The organism is Curtobacterium subtropicum (genome assembly GCF_030362975.1).
Classification (GTDB): domain Bacteria; phylum Actinomycetota; class Actinomycetes; order Actinomycetales; family Microbacteriaceae; genus Curtobacterium; species Curtobacterium subtropicum.
Genome location: NZ_JAUCMM010000002.1, coordinates 62,474 through 82,231 on the forward strand (window position 1 = coordinate 62,474; position 19,758 = coordinate 82,231).

A 19,758-nucleotide genomic window follows, 5' to 3' on the forward strand; every position below is an offset into this window, starting at 1 on the left:
TGCTGCGTTGCCCGCGGGTGCCGCGGTGTCGACTGACGCGGCGGTGCCCGCCGTTGCCGGTGCCGACTGACGCGGCGGTGCCCGCTGGCGCCGTGGTGCTCGCCGACCCCGCCGGGCGTCACTCGTAGCGGAGCGCGGTGACCGGGGCCGCGCGCACGGCACGTGCCGCCGGTCCGAGTGCCGCGGCGAGCCCGGTGCCGGCGGCGCCCACCACGACGACGACCACGAGCCAGGCCGGGACGACCGGGGCGATGAGCTCCGCGCCCTTCGTCGCGCCGAGCAGCGTGGATGCGCCGGCCCAGCCGTAGGCGGTGCCGAGCAGTCCGCCGAGCACGACCGCGACGGCGACGGTGATCGTGGTCTCCGCGAGGACGAGTGCTCGGACCTGCTGCCTCGTCGCGCCGACCACCCGCAGCAGGCCGAGCTCCCGGCCGCGCTGCGCGATCGTCAGGGCCGTCACCACGACGACCCCGGCGGCGGCGATCACCCCGGCGGCGCCGACGAGCCCCGTGAACATGACGGCCAGCTGGTCGAACTGCTCCTCGATGCCCCGGTAGTACTCGGGATCGTCCGCGGCCTGCCCCTGGAGCATCACCGCGTAGGTCGAGAACCCGACGGAGAAGGTCGCCATCAGGGTCACCGCGATGAGCAGCCCGACCGTCGCCCTGGCGGTCCGCCGCGGCGCTCGGAGCGCGTTCCGCGCCGCCATCGCCGGCACGACCGACCGCGCCGACGCCGCCGCCGCGAGACGGAGCACGGCGGGCAGCAGCACCGGCGCAGCGACGACGACACCCGTGAACGACAGTGCCCCGCACGCCACCGCGAGGAGCAGCGAGTCGACGCTCGTCGCGCCCAGGACCACCGCGCCCCCGAGCCCGGCCGTGCCGAGCAGGACGAGCGAGCCCGCGGTCAGGGTGCGCCCGATCGAGCGGGTGGCGCCGGCAGGGGCCTCGACCCCGGCCTCGAGCGCACGGAGCGGGGAGATCGTGAGCACCGCGCGGGAGCCGATGCGGAACGCGACCGTCGTGATGCCCGCGACCAGGAGCCCGATCGGGGCGAGTGACGGTGGCACGAGGACACCGAGCGGCGGGAGCGTGCCGGACGCCGCGGCGACCGCGAGTCCGGCGTCGGCGACCACGGTCCCGACGACCGTGCCGAGGGCGGCCCCGACGACACCGCAGGCCGCCCCGGTCCGGGTGACCTGCCAGCGGAGCTGCTGCCCGGTGGCGCCGAGGACGCGCTGCAGCCCGAGTGCACGGGTGCGGCCGGCGATGACCGTCGCGCACGTGTTCGATGCCACGACGGCGCTGACGTAGAGCGCGATGCCGATGAACACCCACGCCACGACGGGCAGGATCGCGGCGACCGTGGCGCTCGATCCCGTGCGCACGCCGAGCTCGACGATGCGGTGCGCGGCCTCGGCGCCGGTGACGACGACGGCGCCGAGACCGGCGGAGAGCGCCGCGACGCCGACGGTCGCGCGGTGCTCCCCGAGCCGGCGTGCGCGTCCGGGCGCGCGGCGGGGTCGCGCAGTCGTCGCTGACCTGCCGTCTGCCGCTCGGTGGCGGCCGCCCGGGCGGGACACGTCAGGACCCGCCGTCGCCCGGGTTCGGCGTCCAGGCGATCCACCGGTCACCCTTCGACGTCATCGACCACGGGCCGCAGCGCAGCACCTCGGTCGCCCCGTACACGTCCGGCGCGTCCTCGACGTCCATCGTCGGTGCGGACTGCCGCGGGGCGGTGCTGCAGGAGTCCTCGGTGACGCCGTCCGCGCTCGTGAACACCAGCGTGGTCGGGGTCGTGTCGGAGGCCTTGCCCCCGGTGCCGGCGACGGAGGTGATGTCGCGGGCGTCAGCGGGCAGCCAGTCCGGCGCCGCGTCGAGGTCGGCGCGGGTCGCGGCCTCGGAGGTCACCCGGTCGTGGGCGACGTCGCCGAGGGCGGAGCAGCCGGAGAGGCCGAGGGTGGCGAGGGTGCCGAGGGCGACCGCACCGAGGGTCAGGGGAGTGGTGATCGTGGAGCGGGGCATGTCGAGCCTTTCGTGTCTGACCAGATCACAGCGCATCCGCGCCCACTCGGGGATCGGCACAGCGGAGGACCGACGTGCTCCTCCGGGATGACATCCGGCGCAGCGCCTACTCGAACATCGCCCGCAGGTCGGCGTGCGGATCGCCGTCGTGCACGTGCGCCGACGGCGGTTCCGGCCAGTGCGTCGTGCCGTCGTCCGGCCAGCAGGGCACCACGTGGAAGTGCAGGTGCGGCACGCTCTGCCCGGCGTCGGTGCCGGAGGCCTGCAGCAGGACGGTCCCGGTCGCGCCGAGGGCTCCACGCATGGCGAGGCCGACCCGCCGCGCCAGTGCCGTGCAGGCCGCGAGTGAGGTGGGGTCGGCGCTGAGCAGGTCCGCGGTGTGTGCGACCGGGACGACCAGCGTGTGCCCGGGGGCGAGGGCCGACCCCGGGAGCGGTGCGAAGGCGACGGCGTGCTCCTCGCGCTCGACCCAGGTCGCCGGCTCCCGGTCGGCGATGATGCTGCAGAACGCGCAGGACTCCATGAGCCCAGTCTGGTGGAGGACACCTCCGCCCGGTGGACGGCGACCGGGTCCGGCGGTGGGCCGATGTCGTCCGCTCGGAGGACGCGGGTGCGACGGTGTCCGTCCTAGCGTGGGGTGCTCGACGACGACGGAGGAGGACGACGTGCTCGAGAACCTCGCTGGGGCCCATCTGCTGCTGATCGCGCTGCTGCTGGCCCTCGACGTGCTGGCGCTGGTGCAGGTCTGGCGCGACCGACGCCGGAGCGACGCGGTGAAGATCGTCTGGACGCTCGTCATCGTCCTCGTACCGGTCATCGGCGTGCTCGGGTGGGCGGTCAACTGGCTGCTCGGGAAGGCCGCGGACGGTCTGCAGCGCGCGGACCGCTGACCGCCCCACCGGTCCGGACCGAACCGGCCGGCTGCGGTGCCGGACCGGGGGACAAGAACCGCACAGCCTGCGGATCGGGCTCGGGGCGCGGCCTAGCGTGGGATCGTCATGGCAGCCGAACACCGCAGACCCGTCGAGCCCGATGCGGCTCCCACCGTCGCGCACCACACCGCGCACCACGCCGCGACCGCCGGGCACCCGTCGGCGCCGCAGGCCGAGCAGCACCCCGACCAGGAGCAGCACGCCGACCAGCGGCAGGACTCCGATCAGCGGCAGGACTCCGGCCAGCGGCAGGACGCCGGCCGGCAGCAGGACGACGCCCCGGACCCGAACCGCTGGAAGGCGCTCGTCATCTGCCTGCTCGGCGGCGGCATCGTCCTGCTCGACGTGTCGATCGTCAACGTCGCGCTGCAGTCCATCTCGAGCGGCCTGAGCGGCGCGACCCCCGAGGCCGTCCAGTGGATCCTGTCCGGCTACGCCCTGGCCTTCGGACTGCTGCTCGTCCCCGGTGGTCGCCTGGGTGACGCGGTGGGGCGCCGACGCATGTTCATCGTCGGTGTCGCGCTCTTCACCCTCGCGAGCGCGCTCTGCGGCTTCGCCCCGAACGGGTTCGTGCTCGTCATCGCCCGACTGGTGCAGGGTCTGGCCGGCGGCCTGCTCACCCCGCAGGTCACCGCGCTCATCCAGCAGCTGTTCCGCGGCAAGGAACGCGGGACCGCCTTCGGTCTGTTCGGTGCGACCGTCGGCATCGCCACCGCGATCGGCCCGCTCGTGGGTGGGCTGCTCATCACGGCGTTCGGCACCGAGAACGGCTGGCGCTTCGTCTTCTTCGTGAACCTGCCCGTCGGGCTCGTCACGATCCTGCTCGCCTTCCGGTACCTCCCGACCACCCCGAAGGAGGAGCGCGGGCGGAAGCACGACTTCGACCCGGTCGGCATCGTGCTGCTCGGTGCCGCGGTCGTCGCGCTACTGCTGCCGTTCGTGCAGTCCGAGCAGTGGAAGAGCAACGCCAAGTGGTGGCTCGTCGTCGCCGCGGTGGTGTTCGCCGTCCTGTTCGTGCTGTGGGAGCGCCGCTACGGCCGGGAGCACGAGCCCGTCATCGACCTCGGCCTCTTCCGTCGCCGGTCGTTCTCGCTCGGGGTCGGGCTGGCGACGGTCTACTTCGCCGGCTTCACCCCGCTCTTCTTCGTCCTGACCCTCGCGCTGCAGTCGGGCCTGCAGTACTCCGCACTGCTCGCCGGTGTCGCGTCGGTGCCGTTCGCGATCGGCTCCGGCATCGCGTCGACGGTCGGCGGTCGGATCGTGCACCGCTTCGGCCGACAGCTCATCGTGGTCGGCACCGTCCTCGTGCTCATCGGGCTCGGCGCGGTCATCTGGGTCGTCGCGGACCACTACGGGCCGGACCTCGGCTGGTGGCTCGTGCTGCCGCTCCTGGTCGCCGGCATCGGATCCGGCCTGACCATCTCGCCGAACCAGACGCTCACGCTCTCCGAGGTCCCGGTCCAGCAGGGCGGTTCCGCCGGCGGCCTCATCCAGGTCGGCGCGCGGGTCGGCTCGGCGATCGGCATCGCCGCCGTGGGCAGCGTGTTCTACTCGTCGCTCGCGAGCACGAAGGGCGACTACTCGCAGGGGCTCCCGCTCGGGCTCGGGGTCTCGCTGGTGTTCGTGGCTGCGGCGCTCGTCGCCGGGATCGTCGACGTCGTGGTGGGGAAGGTCCGCGGGACGGAGGCGTCCGTCTGAACGGACGCGTCCGCCGCGCGGTGAGCGGCTGACGGACGGGAGGCGCGGTGCCAGCAGGTGCCGCGCCTCCCGTCCGTCGGGTGCGAGCGTGGCGCATTGCGCGAGCCGTCCGTGCCGCGCCTCGCGCGCGTCGGGCGCGCGTCGGGCGCGCGTTCCGCGACATCGCGGCTGTCGTTCGACAGCCGCGATGTCGCATGAGCCGCACGAGGTGCGCTGGCTGCGACGAACGCGACGGGACCGATGTCGAACGACGGCGATCTCGTCGCGGAGTCCCTCGTCGGTTTAGAGAGCAATCCTCGTGAACTGCTTGTCTTCCTGCCGGCGATCCGCCAGCATGTCCCCAGAAGAGCGGACAGCGGCCGACGGGGGACCTCACCAGCTCCCGCCGTGTCGGACCGGCCCACCACCGGCGTCCGCACGCACGGATCAGGAGCAACGATGTCAGGACAGTCCAGCGCGCCCGCTTCACGGCGCACCAGGGTCGCGGCGCTCGTCGCCGGCGGCGCCCTCGTGGTCGGAGGGGTCGGGTACACGCTCGCGTCGTGGACGGACAGCGAGTGGGTGTTCGGCGGCAACGGGACCGGAGGACCCGGGATCGCGACCTCCACCTTCGAGGTCGAGCAGAACGTCACGGGCGCGCTCGACGCGGGGTGGACGCAGGCGGAGACCGCTCCGGGGCAGGAGATGACGTTCACCCCGGACGCGATCGCGCTCTCGCCGGGCGACACCACCTACGCGTCGGTGGTGCTGCGGACGACCGAGAAGTCGATCGCGGGCGACGTCGAACTCCAGAAGGCGGTGTCGGCAGTGCTCTTGGCACCGACGGCTCCCGAGGCGCTGCTCTGGGACGCACTCGACGTCCGCGTCGCCGCCACCGCGCAGGGCGCGCCGTGCAACGGCTCGACCTTCACGGCTGGCACGGTCATCGCCAGCGGGCCGCTCGCGACGAGCGAAGCCTCCGCGTCGCAGCGGCTCGAAGCCGCCAGCGGGTCGCAGCAGCAGTACTGCTTCGAGGTCACGTTGCCGCAGACACCGCGACTGCCCGACGGCGTGCCGGTGGAGGCGTTGCAGGGCCTCGCGGTGACTCCCGCATGGGAGTTCTCCTCGAAGTCCGAATGACCCAGGCAGCAACGATCGGCGCAGCGGGAGCGCCGACGGGAACCCCTCCGCGCGAGCGGCCGACGCTGCTGCACCGGGTGCGCGCCGTCGTCGTCGCGGTGGCGGGCATCGTCGGTGTCCTCTGCGTCGGGTGGTGGGCGGTCGCGGCGACCACGGGGCTGTCACTCGTGGTCGTCACCACGGGGTCGATGAGCCCGACGATCCCCGCGGGGGCGGTCGTGGTGACCGAACGGATCGAGGCGGCGGACGTCCGCCCGGGGCAGGTCGTCACCGTGCCGAGGCCGGGATCATCGCTGCCCGTGACCCACCGCGTGGTCGCCGTCGACCGGGTGCCGGGGGACGCCGCCGCGCGCTCGCTGACGACACGGGGCGACGCGAACGACACCGTCGACCGCGACCCGTCGGTCGTCCGGGAGGCCCGGCGCACCATCGCCTCCGCTCCCGTGCTCGGGCACGTGCTGCAGTGGTCCTCGACACCCGCTGCCCGTGGGCTCGCGGTGGCGACCGTCGGCCTGCTCGTCGTCTGGTCGTTCTGGCCGGCGCGGCGCGCAGCCGGTGGCGGTGACGGTCCCGGGGAGGGTCTCGGTGACGGTCTCGGTGACGGTCTCGGTGACGACGAGCGTGGAGCGCAGGGATGAGTCGGCGGCCGGGGCCCTCTGCCGGCGCTGCGGCTGCCGGCGCGGTCCTCTGCGCAGTTCTCGCACTCGGCAGCGGCGGTGCTGCCGTCGCGGCGGGCTGGCAGGCGGTCCCCGAGACCGGTGAGCCCGGCGGTCTCGTGCTCGAGGCCTCGCCGTACCCGCTGCACGCGCCCGACCTGCGACCCGGGCGACCGGCGTTCTGGCAGGTGCACACCCGGGTCGACCGGGCCGGACCGATCAGCACCGAGGTCGAGCTCCGTCGGGAGGGCGCCCTGGTGGAGCACCCGGACGGGCTGCGGGTCACCGTGTCAGCGTGCGAGCGGCCGTGGCGCGGACTCGACACCGTGCCGGTCTGCGACGACGGACAGCGGGTCCTCTCGATCGGGCCCGGGGAGTCCGACTCCCTCCGCGTACCGGTCTCCGACCCCGACGGTGACGGATCGACCTGGTTGCTCGTCGAGCTCGCCGTCGCCGACACCACGGGCGCATCGGTCGACGACGGGCTCATGGGGCTCGAGGCGTCCGTCGGGCTCGGGGTGACCGCGAGCGCGGAGGACCCCGTCGACGGCTCGTCGTCGACCGACGGGCGCGACGCAGGGCGGCCAGGACGATCGACGGCGACGACGTCGTCGGCGTCGCTGACCTCGCTGGCGTCCACCGGTGCGGCCTTCGCGGCACCGCTGTTCGTCGCGGCGGCACTCGTGCTCGTCGGCGTGGCGGTCCGGCTGCGGCGGACGGCGGAGTCCCGCGACGGAGGTACGCGATGAGCCCGCGACGGGGACGGGGACGTGAGCCGCGCCACCGTGCCCCTCGCCACCGCGCCCCTCGCCGTCCGGCGGTGCTGCGCGAGCTGCGCCGTGGTCCTGGCGCCGTGCTGGTGGCGATCCTGGCGGTGGTCGGGGCGACCGCCGCCGTGGCGGTCCCCGGCCCCACGTCGTCGACCGCGGCGTGGCAGGACGCCGAGTGGGTGCACGGCGACGGCGCGATCGGGACCTCGTCGTTCTCGTGCGGCGAGGACGTCGGCTACACGGCGAACTCCTCCAGCCGGTTCCTCGCCGGGAACGTGGCGGGGCAAGACCTCGGGGCGGTCGCGGACCTGCGCGGACTCGACGTCACGAAGACCGGCACGCAGGGTGTCGCCGTCAGCCCGGCGACCGCGCCCGAGATCACCCGGACGGAGACCACCGCCGCGTACGGCAACCCGCTCGACGTCGGCGTGCTCGGCAGCGTCGCTGGCCTCGACCTGACCGGACTCGGCACCGGGCTGCCCGGAGGATCGGCCGGAGCCGTGAACCAGGTCGCGACGTCCGTCGCCACGGGGAGGTCGGTGGCCGCGTCCGGGCTCGTCAGCGACTCCGGAGGCGTGCTCGTCACCGACACCACACCGACCGAGGCGCTGCCGGAACCGGCGACGCTCGACCTCGGGCAGGCCCTGGCCGGGGTCGCCGACCTGCAGAGCATCTCGGACGTCGGACTCGAGGTCGGGGCCGTCGGCTCGTCGGCGCAGCTCGACGGCTGCGACCTGCTCGAGGACGAGGTGTGGGGTGCGGCCCGCACGGCAACGGTCACGCGCGACTACGGCATCGCCAGCCTCGACCTGCGCATCGACAGCCCGCTCGTGCGATCGCTGACGTCGTCGGTCGACGCCACCGTCCGGACGCTGGACGCCGCCATCGCAGAACAGAGTCGCGATCTCGCCGGTCTCCTGACCGACGAGGTCGAGGCCTGGGCCAAGGTGGAGCTCGACGGGATCCTCCGCATCGGTCTGGTCGAGGGGACCGCATCGATCACTGCTCCCGACCTCTCGACGGTGCTCGCGCCGGTCCTCCGCGAGACGCTGACCGACGGTGTCGTGACGGTCGACCTCGCTTCCGGCCAGGTCCGTGTCGACCTCGCGCACCTGGCCGGGAGTCCGGGCGCCGGGCTGAACGGCCTGCCGCCGAACACCGAGCTCGTGCTCGACGACCGGGTGGTCGCCGACCTGTCAGCTCGGGTGGGCGCGCTGCTGGACGGTTGGACGACGCGCGTCACCGAGCGGGTGACAGCGCTCTTGGCGTCCGCACGGGTCCAGGTGCAGCTCGACGTCGGGTCGGTGAAGGTGTTGGGGATCCAAGCGCTCAAGCTGGAGCTGCGCCTGGACGCGTCGCTCGGGGCGGTGCTGTCGGGCACCGCACAGTTGACGGTCACGCCGCGGCTGATCGGCATCTCCTTGCTCCCCGGCGTGCTCGACGCGCTGACCGCGCAGCTGCGCGACATCGTGAACTCCACCGTGGGGACCCTCGTCGCGGTGGCCGCTCCCCTCAGAGCCGCACTCACGAGCACCGCCGCATCCCTCGTGGCCGCTGTGTCTCCCGTGCTCCGGGCACTCCCCGCGCTGCTGTCCGTACAGGTCAACGTACAGCGCGACACCCCGGGAGCCCGAGACGGCCGGTACGCCCGGACGGGCAGCTACTCGGTGACGGCGATCCGCATCGGAGTGCTCCGAGCGGGTGGTGGCACCCCGCTCGCCCGGGTGGACCTGGCGTCGTCGACGGTCGGGCCGAACCTCGTCGACCTCGGCGCCCCGCGGTCCTGACAGAGCCCATCGCCGCGCCCGCCCTGGCCCCGGCGGACCGGCGCGGTCCGGGGCTGGCCGACGGCGTCCCGGCTCCGCTACGGTCGCGGTACGCGGGCCGTGGGGTCTGCGTCGACCAGAGGGGGCACCGTGACGACGGACGAGCGCACACAGGAGACCGGCCGACCGAGGCGACAGCCGTCGGTGGTCACCGCGGCCGTGTCGATCTGGGCGGTCGTGCTCGTCGAGCGGATCATCGTCTTCTCGGTGATGTCCGTGCTCTCGGCGCTGCGTGCGCCCGACCTGCTTCCCGCCACGGTGGTCGCCTGGGTACTCGGCCTCGGTATCTGCGCACTCCTCGCCTGGGCCACGCTGCTCGTGTGGCGAGGCTCCGGGACCGCGCGCGTCTGGCTCGGGGTCATGGGGGCCTTCGCCCTGGTGAACGTGGTCGTGATGGCGCTCACCGGGAACGCAAGCTGGCTGACGCTCGAGGCGGTCGCCGTGATCGCCGCCGCCGTGCTGCTGTGCCTGCCGTCGGCACGACCGTGGTTCCCCCGCGTCGAACGACGCCCGCGTGTGCCGGAGCCGAGGACCATCGGATGGGACCCGCAGACCGGGGAGCGGATCACCGAGCCGCGCGAGGCCGCCGACCCCCGCTGACGCCGTCGCCCGAAGGCGCGACACGCCGGACCCGGAACCGATTGCACCGGTGCGGACACCACCTGACATGAACCAGATCACGGGGGACCGGGCCGACTGGGCCCTGAGCCTCGCGGGGGACGGACGGGCCTTCAGCAGGGTCTTCGACCGGGACGCCGCGAGGCTCCGACGACACGCAGTCGGCCTCGTCCCGGCAGCAGCGCCCGCCGATGCGGACGACGTCGTCGCGATGACCTTCCTCGAGGCGTGGCGCAGACGCGACCACGTCCGCTTCGTCGACGACTCGCTCCTGCCGTGGCTCCTCGTCACGGCGACGAACACCGCGCACAACATCACCCGGTCGGCACGTCGGCACCGCGCGTTCCTCGATCGGTTCCCCGCGACCGGGCCGGCGCCGGACCCCGCCGAGCAGTTCAGTGACGGTGGCGCAGTCGCTGCGCTGGGACGGCTGTCGCTCGACGACCAACGCGTGCTGACGCTCTGCGTGCTCGAGGGGATCAGCGAGCGCGAGGCCTCCGCGGTGCTCGGCATCGCACCAGGGACGGTCAAGTCCCGACTCCACCGGGCGAAGGCCCGACTCCACCAGCGGTACACAGCCACAGCGGAACCCCTCGGAGGCGCACTGTGAACGACGACTTCTCTCCTCGCCTGACCGCCATGCGCGACGCGCTCGTGGCGGAGATCGACCGCACCGGTGCTCCGGGGACGGCCCCGGCACGCCGCCGACGTCCGACACGCGTCACGGTGCTGGCCGCCCTGGCGGCCTTCGTCGTCGGTGGCGGTCTGACCGGCGGGCTGACCGCGGCCGCGCTGCCGGGCGCGGACCCCGACAGCGCGGTCGAGACCGCGCTGGCGATCTCCGCCCGCTACCAGGTCGAGGAGGTCGACCACGCGCGCGTGCTCGGGGACCCGACCTTCGTCGTCGGGCACGGGGACCGGACCACGACGGTCATCGACCCGCCCCGTGGCGCGGACGCGCTCACCGTCGCCTGGACGTGCCTCGACGCCGGGACGTTCCGCGTCGAGGTCGACGGCATCCCGGTCGGCGACGAGTCCTGCGTCTCCGCGCGTGCGGGCCAGGACCCGGTCACTGTCGGCCTGCTGCCGATCACCAACGAAGCCGCCACCGTGACGGTCACCGGGGCGGGCCCGGCCCGGTGGGCGCTCTGGACGTCGTGGACGCAGCGGGCGACGATCGCGGAACCGTCACCGCAGCAGGACGCCGAGACCCAGGACGGGGTCGTCACCCTGCAGGAGTACACGACCGCCTTCAACCGACTGCAGGCGTGCATGGCGCAGGCGGGCCACCCGATGGCCGTCGTCCCGCTCACGTACTCCGAGGACGGCCTCTGGACCTCGACCCCGGGCGGCGACGGCCCCTGGTACCAGTACGGCGTCGCGTCGGAGAGCGTCGAGGTCTACGACACGCAGTGCTACCCACGCGAGTTCGAGGCGGTCGACACGATCTGGCAGACCGAGCACCCGCAGCCCTGACCCGCACCGCGACGGACGGGAGGCGCGGTACCGGCTGGCGCCGCGCCTCCCGTCCGTCAGCGAAACGTGTTGCGCGACAAAGCGGCTGTCGTACGACAGCCGCTTTGTCGCACGATGCACACGCATCGAATGCGTGCGCATGAGGCGACAAGACCGATGTCGAACGACAGCCGTCTTGTCGCAGAATGCGTGCCGGCCGACCCGCCGACCAGCCGACCGACCGACCGACGCGCCTCACACGCCCGCGGGCACCGCCACCCGCGTCAGCCGCACCGGGACGGCCTTCGACACCGGGGTGTTGCTGCCCTTCGCCGCACTGTCGAGCGGCACGAGCACGTTCGCCTCGGGGAAGTACGCCGCCGCGCACCCACGGGCGCTCGGGTAGGCGACGACCCGGTAGTCGCGCAGCACCCGCTCGACGTCGTCGTCCCAGACGGTCTCGACGTCGACGTGGTCGCCGTCGGACAGCCCGAGCTCGGTCAGGTCGTCCGGGTTCACGAAGACGACGTGGCGGCCCTTCTTGATGCCGCGGTACCGGTCGTTCAGGCTGTAGATCGTCGTGTTGTACTGGTCGTGCGAGCGCAGGGTCTGCAGCAGCAGGGTGCCCTCGGGGCGCTCGACGTGCTCGAGCTCGTTGACCGTGATCATGGCCTTGCCGGTCTCCGTCGCGAAGGTCCGCGAGTCGCGGGGGCCGTTCGGCAGGACGAAGCCCTCCTTGCTGCCGGCGCGGCGGGAGTAGTCGTCGAAGCCGGGCACGACGTGGCTGATGTGGTCGCGGATCACGTCGTAGTCGTCGCGCATCGCCTGCCAGTCGACCGGCACGCGGTCGCCGAGCGTGGCCTTCGCGAGCTCGCACACGATCGCGACCTCGGACAGCAGGCCGGGGGCGACCGGCGGGACCTGCCCGTGGCTGCCGTGCACGGAGCAGACGGTGTCCTCGACGGAGACGAACTGCGGGCCGGCGGCCTGCACGTCGATCTCGGTGCGGCCCATCGTCGGCAGGATCAGGGCCTCCTCGCCGACGACGGCGTGCGACCGGTTCAGCTTGGTCGACACCTGGACGGTCATCTCGGTGCCGCGGAACGCTGCCTCGGCGAGCTGGCTGTCCGAGATCGCGGCGACGAGGTTGCCGCCCATGCCCATCCAGAACCTGATGTCCCCGCGCTGCATGGCCTTGATGCCCTTGAGCGCGTCGACGCCGTGCTCCCGCGGCGGTTCGAAGTGGAACTCCTCCGCGAGCGCATCGAGGAACGAGTCCGGCATCTGCTCCCAGATGCCCATGGTCCGGTCGCCCTGCACGTTGCTGTGCCCGCGGATCGGCGAGGCGCCGGCGCCCGGACGCCCGATGTTCCCGCGGAGCAGCAGGAGGTTGATGATCTCCTTGATCGTGTCGACGGACTTGGTGTGCTGGGTGATGCCCATCGCCCACGTGATGATGGTCCGCTCGGAGTGCAGGTAGCGCTCGGCGAGCTCGTCGATCTCCTCGATGGTCAGCCCGGTGGCCCGGACGACCTCGTCGTCGTCGACCTGCAGGATGTGCTCGACGAACGCCTCGTACCCGCTCGTGTGGGCCTCGATGAACGCGTGGTCCACCACGCCCGGGGTCTTCTGCTCGGCGAGCACGACGCGCTTCGCGAGCGCCTGCAGCAGCGCCATGTCCCCGCCGAGCCGGATCTGCAGGAACTGGTCGGCGATCTGGGTGCCGTGCCCGATCACCCCGCGGACGCGCTGTGGGTTCTTGTAGCGGCGGAGGCCGGCCTCGGGCAGCGGGTTCACCGCGACGATCTCGGCGCCGTTCTTCTTGGCGTCCTCGAGTGCGGTGAGCATGCGCGGGTGGTTCGTGCCGGGGTTCTGCCCCATCACGATGATGAGCTCGGTGTGCTCGAAGTCGTCGTAGGCGATGGTCGACTTGCCGATGCCGACGACCTCGGCCATCGCCAGGCTCGTCGACTCGTGGCACATGTTCGAGCAGTCGGGCAGGTTGTTGGTGCCGAACGCCCGGACGAACAGCTGGTAGACGAACGCCGCCTCGTTCGAGGTGCGCCCGGACGTGTAGAACGACGCCTGGTCGGGGGAGTCGAGCCCGTTGAGCTTGTCGGCGATGATCCGGAACGCCCGCTCCCAGCTGACCGGTTCGTAGTGGTCCCCGCCCGCGGGCTTCCACACCGGTTCGGTCAGACGTCCCTGCTGCCCGAGCCAGTACTCGGTCTTGTCGGCCAGGTCGTGGATCGAGTGCTCGGCCCAGAACGTGCGGGGCACCAGGACGGGCGTCGCCTCCCACACGACCGCCTTGCCACCGTTCTCGCAGAACTCGGCGGTCTTGCGCTTGTCCGGGTCCGGCCAGGCGCAGCTCATGCAGTCGAAGCCGCCCTTCTGGTTGAGCGACAGCATGAGCTTGGCGGTGCGGGCGGCGCCGAGCTGTTCGAGCGCGGGACCCATCGAGTGGAGGACACCCGGGACGCCGGCGGCCCAGTCCTTCGGTTCGTCGACGGTCATCTCGGCGTCGGTCACGTCGTCCTTCGGGGGCTGTTCGGTCACGGTGCGCTCACGGTCTCTCGAGGGGCGGGTGCTGGTTCGGTGATGCGTTCGGGGCGGCTGTAGACGACCATGCTCTGTCCGCGCAGGAAGCCGACGATGGTGATGCCGACCTCCTTCGCCAGGTCGACCGCGAGCGACGACGGGGCGGACACGGCGGCGAGCACCGGGATGCCCGCCATCGACGCCTTCTGCGTCAGCTCGAAGCTCGCACGGCCGGAGACCATGAGGACGGTGCCGCTCAGGGGCAGGCGCCCCTCCTTCACCGCCCACCCGACGACCTTGTCGACGGCGTTGTGCCGACCGACGTCCTCGCGGAGCACGAGCATCTCACCGGTCCGGCCGTCGAACAGTGCCGCCGCGTGCAGCCCGCCGGTCTTCTCGAACACGTCCTGGGCCTCGCGCAGGCGATCGGGGAACGTCGCGAGCAGCGCCGGGTCGAGCACGAGGTCGTCGTGGTGCACCGCGTGCTGCGAGGTCGTCCGCACCGCGTCGATGCTCGCCTTGCCGCACAGGCCGCACGAGCTGGTCGTGTAGAACGCCCGCTCCAGGCTCGGGTCCGGTGCGGGGACACCGAGGGCGAGCGTCACGTCGAGCACGTTGTAGGTGTTCAGCCCCTCGTCCGTCGCACCCGCGCAGTACCGGGCCGCGGCGAAGTCGTCACCGCGGGCGATCACGCCCTCGGACACCAGGAACCCGGCGGCGAGGTCGACGTCGTTGCCCGGCGTCCGCATCGTGATCGCGAGCGAGTTCCCGCCGACGCGGATCTCGAGCGGCTCCTCGACGGCGAGCAGGTCGTCGCGGACCGACCGGGACGTCGCGACGGTGATGCGGGTGACGCGCTTCCGCGCCGTGATCCGGCTCATGCTCCGGGTCTACCACCCCTGCCCGGCACCCGCCAGGGCGGTGCGGTTCCCGCCACCGCGGCTGAGCCGCTCCTCAGGCCGCCGGGGCCGCACCCGTCAGACCCACGGCAGCCGGACGGGAGGCACGTCCTCGCCCGCCACGCCGCCCCCGGCCGGCACGATCATCAGTCCGTCCGCGTCGGCCAGCCCGCGCAGCATGGCCGACGACTGGTGGGACGCCGGCACGGCACCCTCGGGCGTCGTCCGGTGGGCGAGCAGCAGTGCACCCGGTCGGTCGTTCGGCACGTCCACCGCGAGCCGGACCGACCCCGTCGGCTCGAGCGGTCGCCCGAGCAGTCCGGCGACGAGCGGTCCGCCGAGCAGCACGAGACCGACCATCGCGGCCATCGGGTTGCCGGGCAGGCAGAGGTACACGGTGGTGCCCCGACGGGCGAGCAGCACCGGGCGCCCAGGACGGACGTCGACGCGGTCGACCAGCAGCTCGGCACCGATGCGGGCGAGCGCGCCGCGGATGTGGTCCGTCGAGGAGCCGGCCGTCCCCCCGGTCGTGACGACGAGGCGCTCCTGTGCGACGTCGAGCACCCGGGCGGTGCCGTCGGCGTCGTCGGACACGCGCTCGGCCGCGATCGGGTCGGCTCCGAACAGCCGGAGCACGGTCGGCAGGGTGTGGGTGAAGACGTCGCGCACCTGTCCGGGTCGCGGGATGCCCGCACCGACGATCTCGTCGCCGAGCACCGCGATCCGCGCGGTCGGGATGGGCGCGACGAGCACGTCGTCGACGCCGGACGCCGCCGCCAACGCTGCACGCGGCGGGGTCAGCACCGTCCCGCCGGGGAACAGCACCTGACCGAGCTCGACCTCCTCGCCCGCGGGCCGGACGTGCCGACGCGCGGACGACGTGTGGCGGACCAGCCGACCGTCGTGGTCGACGGAAGCGTCCTCGGAGCGCACCACGGCCTCCGTGCCGGGCGGGACCGGCGCCCCGGTCGTGACCGGACGGGCGTGCCCGACGGCGAGTGGCTCCTCCGCGGGGACCGCGCCCGCCACGATCGGTGCGCCGAGCGCCCACGGCCCGGGCCCCGCGACGGCCCACCCGTCCATCGCGGCGCCGTCGTGGCCCGGCACGTCGGCACGGGCGAGCAGGTCAGCGGCGAGCGTCCGCCCGAGCGCCGACGCCAGGTCGAGTCGGACCGCTCCCGCCCCGAGGTCAGCGGTCGCGGTGTCGGCGGCCAGACGGGCGCCCTGCTCGTGTGCCGCGCGTCGGGCATCGGACCAGGACGGCAGGACCAGCGTCACCGGGCGTCGGGTCCGGTGGAGCCGTCGGCTGCTGCGGAGTCCGTGGTGTCCGCGTGTGCCAGCGCGAGCCGGGTCGCGGTCGCTGCCGCGTCGGCCAGGTCGGCGTTCGACCCGCCGCGGAGCCCGGCTGCGTACCCGACCAGGAAGGTCGTGAGCGGGGCGGCCGGCCGGGCGACCCCGTGCGCGGCATCGCGGGCGAGGTCGAGCACGACGTCGCGGTCGAGCGTGAAGTCCTCGGGGAACCCGAGCGCCTCGGCGAGCTCGGCGGTCCAGGCGGCGAGGACGTCGTCAGTGGTCATGCGGTCAGTCAAGCAGCCGGGCGGTCGCCGTGGCCCGCGTGGCGTCCGCCGGTTCGTCCACGTCCGCACAGAGTGCGGCGGACAGCGGGACCTCGACGAGCCGGAGGTCGGCGGTGAGCCGTCGGACCGCCGCGCCGGCGGGGTCGCCGAGCGCCCGGACCGCGGCACGCAGCGCGTCCGATCGGTAGAGCGCGAGCAGGGGTTGCCGACGTCCGTCCTCGTCCACGGCGACGAAGCCGTCGACGTCGGCCTCGTCGTCCGCCGCCCGCAGCAACGCGTCGACCGCCCGCTCGGGGCGCACCAGGTCGCACGCGAGCACGAGCGTCCACGGCGCGGGCTCGCCGATCGCCGCGAGCCCTGCGGCGATGCCGGCCACCGGTCCGCCGAAGGGCGGGTCCTCACGCGTGACGACGACACCGTCCGGTGCGGTCCGGCCGTCCCGGAGCCCGACGAGGACCACCGTGCGGGCATCTGACGCCGCCGCGACCGCGTGGTCGGAGAGCGTCTGCCCGTTGACCACGAGGGCGGTCTTGTCCGTCCCGCCCATCCGCGACGCCCGACCCCCGGCGAGCAGGACGGCATCGTGCGGCACGACTTCCGGGACGGTCATGCCGGCACGCTCCTGACCGTTCCGCTGACGCCGCGCACCCAGCGCTCCTCGTCGAGTCCAGTGCCGGGGTCGATCTGCGGTGCACCCTGTGGCGCGAAGCCGTGGCGGGCGTAGAAGCGCTTGGCTCGCTCGTTCACCGAGAAGACGAGCAGGTGGGCAGCAGCCCGCCCGAGAGCAGCCTCGAGCAGCTGGTCCGCCACCCCGGTGCCCTGCGCGGCCGCATCGAGGTAGAGCGTGCAGAGCTCGGTCGCGGGCAGACCGGGCTCGGCCGACGGTGCTGTGCTCGACACCCCGACCACGACGTCCTCGGTACGCACGAGCACGACGCGACGCTCGCCCCGGCGGATCCGTTCGGTCCACCGCGCACGTCGGTCGCGCGATCTCGCGGCGTCGAGGAACGCGTCGGGGACGAGCCCCCGGTACGTCTGCTCCCATGCCCGGACCTGGAAGGCCGCGACGGCCTCGGCGTCGTCACGATCGGCCACGCGGATCTCCATCGCTCGATCCTGCCCTACCCGCGTCGTCTCACGAGCACCGCTCGAGCGCGAAGGACGTGGTGCCACCGCCGAAGGATCGGCCGGGCGCCGCGTCGGCGAACGTCGAACCCCAGCGCTGCACGACCCGACAGCCGAGGGCGGCCCCGGCCTGGCGGACGGGGTCGGTCGCGGCCGTGCCCGACGCGACGACGAGCAGGTGCGTCCGGCCCGACCGGACGATCGACTCGACCTGTTCAGCGGTGAAGACCGGGACCCGGCCGGAGAACCCGCCGTCGGTCAGGATCTCGTCGCCGGTGTCCCCGATGACGTCGGCGGCGATCCGCCACGAGTCGGTGAGGAACAGCGGCGCCCCGTCCTGACCGCCGCCGGCGCGCCGGGCGGCATCGACGAGGGCCGCCTCGTCGGCGGGCAGGCGGGTGTGCCCACCGACGACGTCCGGTGCGGAGATCGTGAACGGCGCAGGGCCGGACGACCGACCACCGGCGGACCAGCCGCCGGTGCCGCCGCGGCCGAGCGCGAACGCCCGTTCCGGGGTGCCACCGCCGCGAGCGAAGGCGCCCTGCCCGACGCCGACCGACGCGTCGCCGCCGCTGCCGTCCCGCGCCGCGTCGAGGACCTGCAGCGAGAAGCACGCCGGCCCGAGCACCACCGCGGCCACGAGCACGCCGGCCGCCGTCCGACGCCAGCGGGTCGAGGGCACGGTCGGGCCGCTCCGACGCCAGCGGACGACGAGCACCACGAGCGCCACGACGGTCACGCCGACGGCGACCGTGCCGAGCAGCGCCGGCTCGGACGAGGCCCGCGCCAGCCACGCCCACCAGGCGCCCTGGACCACGAGCAGGCCGACGGGCACGAGTCGCAGCCGGCGATCGGCCGCGTCCACGAACCCGGCTGCACCCCACCAGCCGAGCGCGCCGAGGGCCGCGAGCTGCACGCCGATCCCGGCGACGTAGGCGGTGTGCGGGAGCCGCAGGACGGACAGCACCGCCACCGCGGTGATCAACCACACGACCAGGGCGACGAGCGTGGCGGCGGGGAGCAGGGCCTCCCGGCCGGGCCGTCGACGCCACCACTGGGCCGCACCGATCCCGACGCCGGTGAGTGCTGCGGGCCATGACCAGCCGACCTGTGACGCGTACCGCGGTGAGAAGAGCTGCAGCAGCGAGTGGTTGCCGCCGCGGCCAGCGGTCGCCGTGCGCCACGTGTCCGCGACGTGCGAGCCGGCGTGCCCGACGGCGGCGCCCAGCGCACCGACCGCCCCTGGCCACAGCCCGGGGAGGAACCGGTCGGCGCCGTTGTAGCCGAAGACCATCGCGAACACGTTGTCGTCGGTCGACCCGTCGAACCAGGGGTGGTCACCCGTCGGCAGCAGCCCGAGCACGACCGACCAGGAGAGGCTCGCGACGACCGCGGCACCGACGAGCGCGGCCACGTGCCCGACGGCGCGGCGCCACCGCGCTCCCGGGCCGGCGGTGGCGACCACCGTGGCGAGCACGAGGGCGGGCAGCACCAACCAGGCCTGCAGCATCTTCGCCTGGAAGCCGACGCCGACGAACAGCCCGGCGAGCAGCAGCGGCCACCAGGTGCGGGTGAGCGCGGCGCGCTGCCACCACACGAGCGCGACCGCGAGGGACATCGTGAGGAGGCCGTCCTCCATCGGGTGGCCGAACATCGACACGAAGATCGGGGTGCTCGCGGCGAGGGCCGCGGCGACCAGGCCTGCCCGGGCGCCGAGCCAGCGGAGCACGACCACGGAGACGGCGAGCGTCGTGACCGCGCCCTCGATCACCTGGGGCAGCGCGAGCGATGCGGTGGACATGCCGAACAGGTGGATGCTGATCGCCTGGGGCACCGCGAAGCCGGCGAGCTTGTCGAGGGTCACCGTCGCGGCGGGGTCGAACGAGCCGGACAGGAACGCCGGCAGGGACTCGGACATCGAGCGGGCTGCGGCGGCGTAGAACGACGAGTCGCCGCCGCGGGCGAGGTTCCAGCTCGACAGGACGGCGCCGAGCACGACGATCGCTGCGAGCGTCGCCCGTTGAGCGACGCTCTGGTGCCACCATCGAGCAGGGCGTGCGGTGGCGCGGTCGCCCGACGTCGGGGCGGGGTGGGTCGAGTCCATGCGCTGAAGATCCCGCCGGAGTCGATGAAGGAGCCCGGGGCAGCCGGTCCTCAGGACTCCGGTTCGTTCAGGAGCGGTACCAGGATCGCGATCGGTAGGGTTCCCGGATGCGTCCTCGCCACTCCGCCCGTCGCGCAGCCCTCCTCCTCGCCGGCTCCGCCGCCGTGTCGGTCGTGGTCGCCGCGGCCGCCGAGCACCTGGCCTGGCCGGTCGCGCCGGCGTTCCCGTGGGCGCACAGCGGGTCGTTCTCGTACGTCTCCAACCGATCGGGCGAGGCCGTCGCACACCTCGCTCGCGTGGTGGCCTGGGGGTCCTCGGCGCTCGCCGTGGTGCTGTCGCTCGCTGCGGTGGCGGCGGGCGCGGTCGGCAGCATCGCTCGGCGGACAGGCGGGACAGCGCGCTTCTGACACC

The 19,758-nt window shown here is 73.6% G+C and carries 20 protein-coding genes; 10 read left to right on the top strand and 10 right to left on the bottom strand.

Annotation, left to right across the window (positions count from 1 at the left end):
• Positions 1 to 118 precede the first annotated feature (118 nt).
• From QUG98_RS03495 to QUG98_RS03505, 3 genes are all read right to left on the bottom strand, one after another.
• On the bottom strand, positions 119 to 1,585 hold the full coding sequence (locus QUG98_RS03495) for an ABC transporter permease (RefSeq protein WP_289469243.1): 1,467 nt from the start codon (positions 1,583 to 1,585) through the stop codon (positions 119 to 121).
• 1 nt (position 1,586) lies between these two features.
• On the bottom strand, positions 1,587 to 2,027 hold the full coding sequence (locus tag QUG98_RS03500; protein ID WP_289469244.1) for a hypothetical protein: 441 nt from the start codon (positions 2,025 to 2,027) through the stop codon (positions 1,587 to 1,589).
• A 106-nt stretch (positions 2,028 to 2,133) separates the two neighbouring features.
• A complete protein-coding gene (locus tag QUG98_RS03505; protein WP_289469245.1) occupies positions 2,134 to 2,550 on the bottom strand; it encodes an HIT family protein in 417 nt (138 codons plus the stop codon).
• A 142-nt stretch (positions 2,551 to 2,692) separates the two neighbouring features.
• Between QUG98_RS03505 and QUG98_RS03510 the strand changes: the two genes are divergently transcribed.
• The 9 genes from QUG98_RS03510 to QUG98_RS03550 all read left to right on the top strand — a co-directional run bounded on the left by QUG98_RS03510 (position 2,693) and on the right by QUG98_RS03550 (position 11,122).
• Positions 2,693 to 2,917: a PLDc N-terminal domain-containing protein gene (locus QUG98_RS03510; protein ID WP_289469246.1), complete on the top strand. Its 225-nt coding sequence runs from the start codon at positions 2,693 to 2,695 to the stop codon at positions 2,915 to 2,917.
• 108 nt (positions 2,918 to 3,025) lie between these two features.
• Positions 3,026 to 4,657: an MFS transporter gene (locus QUG98_RS03515; RefSeq protein WP_289469247.1), complete on the top strand. Its 1,632-nt coding sequence runs from the start codon at positions 3,026 to 3,028 to the stop codon at positions 4,655 to 4,657.
• A gap of 438 nt (positions 4,658 to 5,095) precedes the next feature.
• Positions 5,096 to 5,776 (top strand): acyl-CoA dehydrogenase, encoded by a 681-nt coding sequence (locus QUG98_RS03520; RefSeq protein ID WP_289469248.1) that lies wholly within the window; start codon positions 5,096 to 5,098, stop codon positions 5,774 to 5,776.
• The gene (locus tag QUG98_RS03525; RefSeq protein ID WP_289469249.1) at positions 5,773 to 6,414 is read left to right on the top strand and encodes a signal peptidase I; all 642 of its coding nucleotides are present in this window, start codon (positions 5,773 to 5,775) and stop codon (positions 6,412 to 6,414) included. Before QUG98_RS03520 ends, QUG98_RS03525 begins: the two co-directional genes overlap by 4 nt.
• On the top strand, positions 6,411 to 7,181 hold the full coding sequence (locus QUG98_RS03530; protein ID WP_289469250.1) for a hypothetical protein: 771 nt from the start codon (positions 6,411 to 6,413) through the stop codon (positions 7,179 to 7,181). Before QUG98_RS03525 ends, QUG98_RS03530 begins: the two co-directional genes overlap by 4 nt.
• Before the next feature lie 110 nt (positions 7,182 to 7,291).
• On the top strand, positions 7,292 to 8,989 hold the full coding sequence (locus QUG98_RS03535) for a choice-of-anchor G family protein (RefSeq protein WP_289469251.1): 1,698 nt from the start codon (positions 7,292 to 7,294) through the stop codon (positions 8,987 to 8,989).
• A gap of 129 nt (positions 8,990 to 9,118) precedes the next feature.
• On the top strand, positions 9,119 to 9,628 hold the full coding sequence (locus QUG98_RS03540) for a hypothetical protein (RefSeq protein ID WP_289469252.1): 510 nt from the start codon (positions 9,119 to 9,121) through the stop codon (positions 9,626 to 9,628).
• A 67-nt stretch (positions 9,629 to 9,695) separates the two neighbouring features.
• Positions 9,696 to 10,256, top strand: coding sequence for an RNA polymerase sigma factor (locus QUG98_RS03545; protein WP_289469253.1), 561 nt, complete (start codon positions 9,696 to 9,698; stop codon positions 10,254 to 10,256).
• Entirely contained in the window at positions 10,253 to 11,122 is an 870-nt protein-coding gene (locus QUG98_RS03550) for a hypothetical protein (protein ID WP_289469254.1), read from the top strand. Before QUG98_RS03545 ends, QUG98_RS03550 begins: the two co-directional genes overlap by 4 nt.
• A gap of 234 nt (positions 11,123 to 11,356) precedes the next feature.
• Here the strand turns inward: QUG98_RS03550 and QUG98_RS03555 are convergent, their stop codons facing one another.
• The 7 genes from QUG98_RS03555 to QUG98_RS03585 form a co-directional block, all read right to left on the bottom strand.
• Positions 11,357 to 13,618: an FdhF/YdeP family oxidoreductase gene (locus QUG98_RS03555; RefSeq protein WP_289469567.1), complete on the bottom strand. Its 2,262-nt coding sequence runs from the start codon at positions 13,616 to 13,618 to the stop codon at positions 11,357 to 11,359.
• 38 nt (positions 13,619 to 13,656) lie between these two features.
• Positions 13,657 to 14,523: a formate dehydrogenase accessory sulfurtransferase FdhD gene (fdhD, locus tag QUG98_RS03560; RefSeq protein ID WP_058749219.1), complete on the bottom strand. Its 867-nt coding sequence runs from the start codon at positions 14,521 to 14,523 to the stop codon at positions 13,657 to 13,659.
• A gap of 96 nt (positions 14,524 to 14,619) precedes the next feature.
• Positions 14,620 to 15,819, bottom strand: a complete 1,200-nt coding sequence (locus tag QUG98_RS03565; protein ID WP_289469255.1) for a molybdopterin molybdotransferase MoeA — start codon at positions 15,817 to 15,819, stop codon at positions 14,620 to 14,622.
• Positions 15,816 to 16,118, bottom strand: a complete 303-nt coding sequence (locus QUG98_RS03570) for a DUF6457 domain-containing protein (RefSeq protein ID WP_289469256.1) — start codon at positions 16,116 to 16,118, stop codon at positions 15,816 to 15,818. Before QUG98_RS03570 ends, QUG98_RS03565 begins: the two co-directional genes overlap by 4 nt.
• 4 nt (positions 16,119 to 16,122) lie before the next feature.
• Entirely contained in the window at positions 16,123 to 16,728 is a 606-nt protein-coding gene (mobA, locus tag QUG98_RS03575; protein WP_289469257.1) for a molybdenum cofactor guanylyltransferase, read from the bottom strand.
• Positions 16,725 to 17,225 carry a GNAT family N-acetyltransferase gene (locus QUG98_RS03580; protein ID WP_289469258.1) on the bottom strand — a complete coding sequence of 167 codons (501 nt, stop codon included), beginning with the start codon at positions 17,223 to 17,225 and terminating at the stop codon, positions 16,725 to 16,727. The genes mobA and QUG98_RS03580 overlap by 4 nt, the downstream gene beginning before the upstream one ends.
• Before the next feature lie 28 nt (positions 17,226 to 17,253).
• Positions 17,254 to 19,347 carry an ArnT family glycosyltransferase gene (locus QUG98_RS03585; RefSeq protein WP_289469259.1) on the bottom strand — a complete coding sequence of 698 codons (2,094 nt, stop codon included), beginning with the start codon at positions 19,345 to 19,347 and terminating at the stop codon, positions 17,254 to 17,256.
• A 107-nt stretch (positions 19,348 to 19,454) separates the two neighbouring features.
• Between QUG98_RS03585 and QUG98_RS03590 the strand changes: the two genes are divergently transcribed.
• Entirely contained in the window at positions 19,455 to 19,754 is a 300-nt protein-coding gene (locus QUG98_RS03590; RefSeq protein WP_289469260.1) for a hypothetical protein, read from the top strand.
• The last annotated feature ends 4 nt before the right edge of the window (positions 19,755 to 19,758 follow it).

Coding starts and splice junctions, on each gene's coding strand:
- QUG98_RS03515 (WP_289469247.1), top strand. CDS start 3,026: ATGGCAGCCGAACACCGCAGACCCGTCGAGCCCGATGCGGCTCCCACC.
- QUG98_RS03585 (WP_289469259.1), bottom strand. CDS start 19,347: ATGGACTCGACCCACCCCGCCCCGACGTCGGGCGACCGCGCCACCGCA.
- mobA (WP_289469257.1), bottom strand. CDS start 16,728: ATGACCGTCCCGGAAGTCGTGCCGCACGATGCCGTCCTGCTCGCCGGG.
- QUG98_RS03530 (WP_289469250.1), top strand. CDS start 6,411: ATGAGTCGGCGGCCGGGGCCCTCTGCCGGCGCTGCGGCTGCCGGCGCG.
- QUG98_RS03500 (WP_289469244.1), bottom strand. CDS start 2,027: ATGCCCCGCTCCACGATCACCACTCCCCTGACCCTCGGTGCGGTCGCC.
- QUG98_RS03570 (WP_289469256.1), bottom strand. CDS start 16,118: ATGACCACTGACGACGTCCTCGCCGCCTGGACCGCCGAGCTCGCCGAG.
- QUG98_RS03555 (WP_289469567.1), bottom strand. CDS start 13,618: ATGACCGTCGACGAACCGAAGGACTGGGCCGCCGGCGTCCCGGGTGTC.
- QUG98_RS03590 (WP_289469260.1), top strand. CDS start 19,455: ATGCGTCCTCGCCACTCCGCCCGTCGCGCAGCCCTCCTCCTCGCCGGC.
- QUG98_RS03505 (WP_289469245.1), bottom strand. CDS start 2,550: ATGGAGTCCTGCGCGTTCTGCAGCATCATCGCCGACCGGGAGCCGGCG.
- QUG98_RS03580 (WP_289469258.1), bottom strand. CDS start 17,225: ATGGAGATCCGCGTGGCCGATCGTGACGACGCCGAGGCCGTCGCGGCC.
- QUG98_RS03525 (WP_289469249.1), top strand. CDS start 5,773: ATGACCCAGGCAGCAACGATCGGCGCAGCGGGAGCGCCGACGGGAACC.
- QUG98_RS03520 (WP_289469248.1), top strand. CDS start 5,096: ATGTCAGGACAGTCCAGCGCGCCCGCTTCACGGCGCACCAGGGTCGCG.
- QUG98_RS03545 (WP_289469253.1), top strand. CDS start 9,696: ATGAACCAGATCACGGGGGACCGGGCCGACTGGGCCCTGAGCCTCGCG.
- fdhD (WP_058749219.1), bottom strand. CDS start 14,523: ATGAGCCGGATCACGGCGCGGAAGCGCGTCACCCGCATCACCGTCGCG.